This is a genomic window from Streptomyces sp. NRRL F-2664, from assembly GCF_000719345.1.
In the GTDB taxonomy this organism is placed as follows: domain Bacteria; phylum Actinomycetota; class Actinomycetes; order Streptomycetales; family Streptomycetaceae; genus Streptomyces.
Window position 1 is genome coordinate 1 of record NZ_JOFX01000106.1, and the last position, 5,712, is coordinate 5,712.

At 70.7% G+C, this 5,712-nt stretch carries 5 protein-coding genes and 1 pseudogene; 2 read left to right on the plus strand and 4 right to left on the minus strand.

What is annotated here, in order from left to right; all coding sequences use genetic code 11:
• Window positions 1–314: 314 nt before the first annotated feature.
• A complete protein-coding gene (locus IF89_RS0134010; RefSeq protein WP_051808065.1) occupies window positions 315–1,244 on the minus strand; it encodes a LysR family transcriptional regulator in 930 nt (309 codons plus the stop codon).
• Between the two features lie 110 nt (window positions 1,245–1,354).
• Between IF89_RS0134010 and IF89_RS0134015 the strand changes: the two genes are divergently transcribed.
• Window positions 1,355–2,098 (plus strand): SDR family NAD(P)-dependent oxidoreductase, encoded by a 744-nt coding sequence (locus IF89_RS0134015; RefSeq protein ID WP_030776456.1) that lies wholly within the window; start codon window positions 1,355–1,357, stop codon window positions 2,096–2,098.
• Between the two features lie 44 nt (window positions 2,099–2,142).
• Window positions 2,143–2,355 (plus strand): tautomerase family protein, encoded by a 213-nt coding sequence (locus IF89_RS0134020; protein ID WP_030776459.1) that lies wholly within the window; start codon window positions 2,143–2,145, stop codon window positions 2,353–2,355.
• Between the two features lie 186 nt (window positions 2,356–2,541).
• On the opposite strand, the pseudogene IF89_RS49870 reads toward IF89_RS0134020, so the two are convergent.
• The 3 genes and pseudogenes from IF89_RS49870 to IF89_RS0134030 form a co-directional block, all read right to left on the minus strand.
• Window positions 2,542–2,770 (minus strand): annotated as a pseudogene (locus tag IF89_RS49870) (IS982 family transposase); the annotation flags it as partial.
• 226 nt (window positions 2,771–2,996) lie between these two features.
• Complete coding sequence (locus tag IF89_RS46530) at window positions 2,997–3,143, minus strand: hypothetical protein (RefSeq protein WP_158718067.1); 147 nt, start codon at window positions 3,141–3,143, stop codon at window positions 2,997–2,999.
• A gap of 229 nt (window positions 3,144–3,372) precedes the next feature.
• On the minus strand, window positions 3,373–5,196 hold the full coding sequence (locus tag IF89_RS0134030) for an alpha/beta fold hydrolase (protein ID WP_030776462.1): 1,824 nt from the start codon (window positions 5,194–5,196) through the stop codon (window positions 3,373–3,375).
• Between the last annotated feature and the right edge of the window lie 516 nt (window positions 5,197–5,712).

Consider the following 5,712-nt stretch of genomic DNA (forward strand, 5'->3'; position numbering starts at 1 on the left):
AACGACAACCCCCGGCCCTTCGTCTGGACGAAGACAGCCGACGAGATCCTCGACAAAGTCGCCGCATACTGCCGACGAATCTCCGACTCAGGACACTAGCCCACAGCCCATGGGCGAAGACGATGCTCGGCTTGCTCCGCCGGCTCGGCATCATCGGCGTGCTCCTCCACTCGATCGCACGGACCGCACCGGCCCACAGGCGGCACTCGGTACTCGGCACTCGGCACTCGGCACTCAGGGTCCACACCAGGGCCCGGCGGGCCGCATCCCGTACGGCCCCGCCAGCAGGCCGTCGGCAGACCGCGGCCTGCCCGTCAGCCACCGGTACCTTCCTGCTCCGCGGCGCGGGGGGCCTGCAGCCGGGACGTGAGCTCCTCGACGAACGCCTCCAGATGGGGCGGGCGGGGGCCGGTCCGGGTGGCGCAGAACCAGGTGCGGGTCAGCGGCCGTGCGCCGATACGGACGAGCGCAAGGCCGTGCGACGTCACGTACGGGGCGGCCACCCAGTTGGGCAGCACCGTCACGCCCTGGCCGCCCGCCACCATCTCGACCACCAGGTCGGTCACCACCGGCATGGTGGTGATCCGGGCCGGCCGGGCACCGGCGGGGATCGGCAGTGGCATCGAGGGGATGCGCTTCTGGTCGTAGAAGTCGTAGAGGACGAGGTCGGCGCCGTCGAAGTCGCGGGCGGTCAGGTGCGCGCGCGAGGCCCACGGGTGTCCGGCGGGCACCACGGCCACCATCTCGTCCTCGAACAGCCTGGTCAGCGACACCCGGTCCATCTGCAGGTCCGGCTTGGTGACCAGGGCGACGTCGACCAGGTCGGCGAGCAGCGCCGGGACGGGCGCGTCGTCGGGGACGGCCTCAATGCGTACGTCGATGTCCGGCTCGCGCTCGCGGAAAGCGCGGAGCACCGGCGGCAGCCAGGGGAAGGTCGTGCTGCACTGCGCGGTGAAGCGGACCCGCCGGTCGCGCCCGTCGCGCAGCTCCCGCAGGTCCCGGGAGGCCGACGCCAGTTCGCCGAGGACGTGGCGGGCCGCGACCAGCAGCCGTCGGCCCGCGGCGGTGGGGACCAGGCGGCGGCCCTTGCGGTCGAAGAGGGGCATGCCCAGGCGGGCCTCCAGCCGGGTGAGCCGCTGGCTGAGCGCCGGCTGGCTCACGTAAAGGCGCTCGGCGGCCGCGGTCAGCGAGCCGGCTTCGGCGGTGGCGTCCAAGAGCTCCAGGTCACGCAGATCCACATCCATAACGCTGGATTATGACATGCTCCAATTTCCGTCGTGGTGTTATGGGTTGAGAGTTCGTAGGTTTCCGGTGTCAGCAGGACGAACCAACCGCCACGAAAGGCACACGCATTATGACCGACACCGGCACCATCACCGCTCTCGTCACCGGCTCCTCCAGCGGCATCGGCCTCGACATCGCCCGCGCCTTCCTCGCGAGCGGCGCCAACGTGGTCCTGGGCGGCCGGGACGCCGACCGCCTCACCAGGGCCGCGGCCGGCCTCGGTCACCCGGAGCGGACCGCCTGGGTCGCCGGCACCATCGCCGATCCGGCGACCGGCGAGGCCCTCGTCCGCACCGCGATCGACCGCTTCGGGGGTATCGACGTCCTGGTCAACAACGCGGGAACCTTCGCCCCCAAGCCCTTCACCGAGGTCACCGAGGACGAGCTCGACGGCTTCCTGACCGGCAACCTCAAGGGCACCTACCTGACCACCCAGGCGGTGGTACGGGCGCTGCGTGCACAGGGCCGGGGTGGCAGCATCGTCAACATCGGCACGGTTCTGGTGGACCACGGGCTGGCGGGCTTCCCGTCCTCCGCTCCCGTGGTCAGCAAGGGTGGCGTGCACGCGCTGACGACCAGTCTGGCCGCGGAGCTCGCCGCCGACGGCATCCGCGTCAACCTCGTGTCGCCGGGCATCATCCGCACGCCGCTGCACGCGGGCTCCGACGTCGACGCCTTCGGCGGGCTCGCCCTGCTGAACCGGGTCGGCGAGGTCTCCGAGATCTCCGAGGCGGTGCTCTACCTCGCGGGCGCCACGTTCGTCACGGGCCATGCCCTGCGCGTGGACGGCGGCCACGTCACCGGCCGCGCCTGAGCCCCACCCCTCCCCGCCGCTCCATCGGAAGGACATCCACCACCATGCCGTACGTCAACGTCAAGATCACCCGTGAAGGCGCCACCGCCGCCCAGAAGGCCGAGATCATCGCCGGCGTGACCGACCTGCTGGTCAAGGTCCTCGACAAGGACCCGGCCACCACCTTCGTCCTCATCGACGAGGTCGACCTGGAGGACTGGGGCGTCGGCGGCGTCCCGACGGAGGAGTACCGCCGGCGCAACCGCACGCGCGGCTAGGCCGTGTCTTTCGGATCTTGCCGGGCCCGCGCTGCCCGCCACCGCACCTCGCCACGTTGTCGGGGCTCCCAAGTCGTCCCGTACAAGCGGAGCCCCTCCGCCTTGCGATGCACGGCACCGGACAACGCGGGCTCGGCCGACAAGATCCGAAAGGCACGCCCTGGACGAGTAAGTCCGAAGTCCTCGTCAGTGGTCGTAGGCGATCAATGACCTGGCAGCAGTATTCCGTTGGCCCGGTTGTGCCAGATGGCTGGGGTGAGGGTGAGGATGCGCTGTCCGACGCGGCCAGGATTCCGGCTGGGGTCCTGGCGCCGCGGCATTCGAGGTCGAGCTGGCCCTTGAGGGTGTCGTTGACCGACTGGCGATCGGGCTCGAAGCCCTTCGGGCCGCGGACTGGCAAGGCAAGGAGGCCGCGCCCGAGACGCCCGTCATCTTCACCCCCCGCGCCGGGCAGGTCGAACGCGACTACAGCGGGGAGAGGCGAACCGGACCGCGTACATGGCCGCAGTGGCGTGTGGGAACTGGCGTTAGGCGGCGCTGGAACTCGGCGAGTTCGCCCCACCGCGCCCCCTTGCGGCTCGTCAGCGACACACAGCCGCCCTCGTAGCGTACCGCTCCGGATCAAGATCAACGGCTCGGCGTCAATGGCTGTACCGCTGGTCCCCAAGGCCGAAGACGGTGAACCGGGGCGCGGTCGTCGACACGTACAGCCCGAAGGACTCGCCGGGGAGCACGCTGACCCTGTCGGCGAACCCTTCGACGGCCCGCGTCGGTCCCGGCGTGGTCACGGGCCAGCCCGGAAGGGCGTTTTCGGCCCGCACGTCGAGGCCCTGGCCGTCGCGATCGCATGGAACCGCCGGCTGCCCGCGCCGCGCCCGGCTCTGTGCTCCTGATCCCTCCGGGCACGCTACGCCACCCCCCGCACCCGACCTCCACCGCCCACTGGGTCGGGCCGGCTGCCCGCGTTCGTGGGGTGGGGCGGCGGAGGCGGGTGTGGGGGAGCGGTGCTGCGTCGGTCTAGCCGAGGGGCAGGACCAGGTGGGCGGCGGAGTCGTCGGTGGAGGTGATCGTGAGGGTGCTGTCGGGGGCGTTCTCGTCCGAGTAGAGCTGGTCCTTGCCGTTCACGACGAGCATGAGCCGGTGGTCGGGGGCCAGGTCGTAGCCGGCGGCCTGGAGCTGCCAGGTGGTGACGCGGTTCTCGGTGGAGGTCAGGTCCCGCAGGGTGACCGGTTCGTGCGTGATGATGCGGGCCGTGTCGTCGGGGCCGACGTCGAACAGGTAGGCGACCAGGGTGGCGTTCTCGCCGGAACTGCGCACGGTCAGGGTGAGCTCGGGAATGCCGCGGATCCGGCGGGCCGCCTGGAGCGGTGCGCTGGTCCACACGGCGAGGTGCCGGCGGTCGAAGGCGTCGGTGGCGTACTGCTTGGGGGTGCCGTTCCACTCGGCCTGGCCGGTCGTGATGATGGCGTCGACCGCGGTGGCGGCCGTGAGTTCGCCGGGGGTGAATTCGAGCTTCCACCCCGTTTCGGGTGCCGTGCCCAGCCCGCCGTCCTGCCGGCCCGCTCCGGTGGCCGTGAGGTACCAGCGCTCCGTGGAGGTGGTGACGTCCGTCCAGGACGGCCGTGCCTCGCGGACCGCCGGTTCGACGATGGCGTTCTGCCCGCTCTCCGGATCGGTCGTGGTCCGGTACGTGAACATGATCTGGCTGCTGACCGCCGGCCAGTCGGCGACGCCGTTGTCGGCCCCTTGCACATGGTGGTCGAGCCAGGCGAACGCCTCCTCGACGGGCGGGTTCGGTCCGCTGAACGGGATGGTGAGGCCGGCGCCCTCGGGTGCGGCATGGTCGCCGATCCAGAGGTTCAGCCGCTTGGGCACGGTCAGCCGCCCGAAGTTCGCGATGGCCTGGTTGGCCGGGAACAGGGTCTCGTGCCAGGTGTTGGAGAGGAAGGTGGGAATGCCGCGGGCGTTGGTCTCGGCGACGTACGTCGACGGGGAGCGCTCCTTGCCCCACGCCACGACGCCGTCCATGTTCCGGCCGTGGCGGAAGTCGTCCAGGATCTTCCGGGTGGCCGCGTCGAACTTCAGCTCTTCCGGGCCGCCCGTGAAGTCGATCAGGGACTGCACCGCCTTCAGGTGCCGTGTGTCGTTGCAGTAGAGGCTGTCGGCCAGGTCGCCCCACGTGCTCAGCGCGACGACCGCGTCCACCCGTCCCGCCGGGTCCTTCGCCGCGACCAGCTGGCTGATGCCGGAGCCGTAGGACTCGCCGAGGAAGGCGATCCTGCTCGGGTTGAGATGCTCCTGCGCGTAGTCGATGACGGTGGAGCCGTCGGTCCGGTCCGCGGGGCCGGCAACGTCGATCGTGCCGCCGGAGGTCCAGGGCGCGTCGGCGTGGCCGCCGCCCGGCAGGGGCCGGACGAGACCGATGCCGCGCGGGGTGTAGGCCAGTACGTGGTACCCGCGCAGCGCCAGTCGGAGGTAGGCGTACTCGAAGAGGATCCAGCCGAAGGGCGTCCAGCCCGCGGGCACGATCACCACGGGTCGGGGCTCGGAGGTGTTGAGCTTGATCGTGTGCGCGGAGAGCTCGACCCCGTCGGCTGCGGTGATGCGGGGGAAGCCGAAGGTGGCCCTCTGCCGGACCTGTTCCGTCAGCTGCTGGAGTTCCGGGGTGAGCAGCGTCGTTCCGGCGGCCGTGCCGTTCAGCGTGGCGACCAGGGCTTCGGCGATGTTGACGGCAGCCGGGTCGATGGCCGTCGGCGAGCTGTGGAGGCCGTGGTCGGCGATCCGGCTCACCTGGTCCGGGGTGACGGGATGGATGGGGGTGGCGTCCTGGGAGTGGCTCACGAAGCCGTCCTCTCGCATGCGCCGACCGGCCGGGCCGGTCGGTGGTGTGGGGGCACTCGTTGTAGCCCGGCCGGACCACCCCATGGCGCATATCAGGACATCCGTGTCCTCGGCGGCCTCCTCCGAGGTTCACCCGTGCAGATGGTTTGAGCGCACCCGGACCTTCCAGGCCGGGTATAACGATCGAGGTCGGGCGTCCGGTGATCGGATCCGGTCCGCAAGTGGGGGCCGGTGATCGACCTGATCCGGTCGCAGCCGCACGGCAGAACGGGGGAGAGGGGGATTCGCGGTGCAGTCGGGCGTTCTGGGTCGACGCTATGTCGATTCCGGACAGCAATCGGTCGCGGAAGAGCGGTAAAGGGCGTCCGGTGGCGTAGGTGAACGTTTCCGCACAGCAGGTCCGACTCCGCCCCGCCGCCCCCGTTATGTTTTTCGCGGTCCTGCAATGGGACCGCTGGCCTCCGGGCCCGGTATGACTGTGTCCCCTCTGTCGAACGGATGACCTGGGGGGTGGTG

What these genes read in the sequence shown, in the direction of transcription:
- IF89_RS0134010 (WP_051808065.1), bottom strand. Translation starts at nt 1,244, where the DNA reads ATGGATGTGGATCTGCGTGACCTGGAGCTCTTGGACGCCACCGCCGAA.
- IF89_RS0134015 (WP_030776456.1), top strand. Translation starts at nt 1,355, where the DNA reads ATGACCGACACCGGCACCATCACCGCTCTCGTCACCGGCTCCTCCAGC.
- IF89_RS0134020 (WP_030776459.1), top strand. Translation starts at nt 2,143, where the DNA reads ATGCCGTACGTCAACGTCAAGATCACCCGTGAAGGCGCCACCGCCGCC.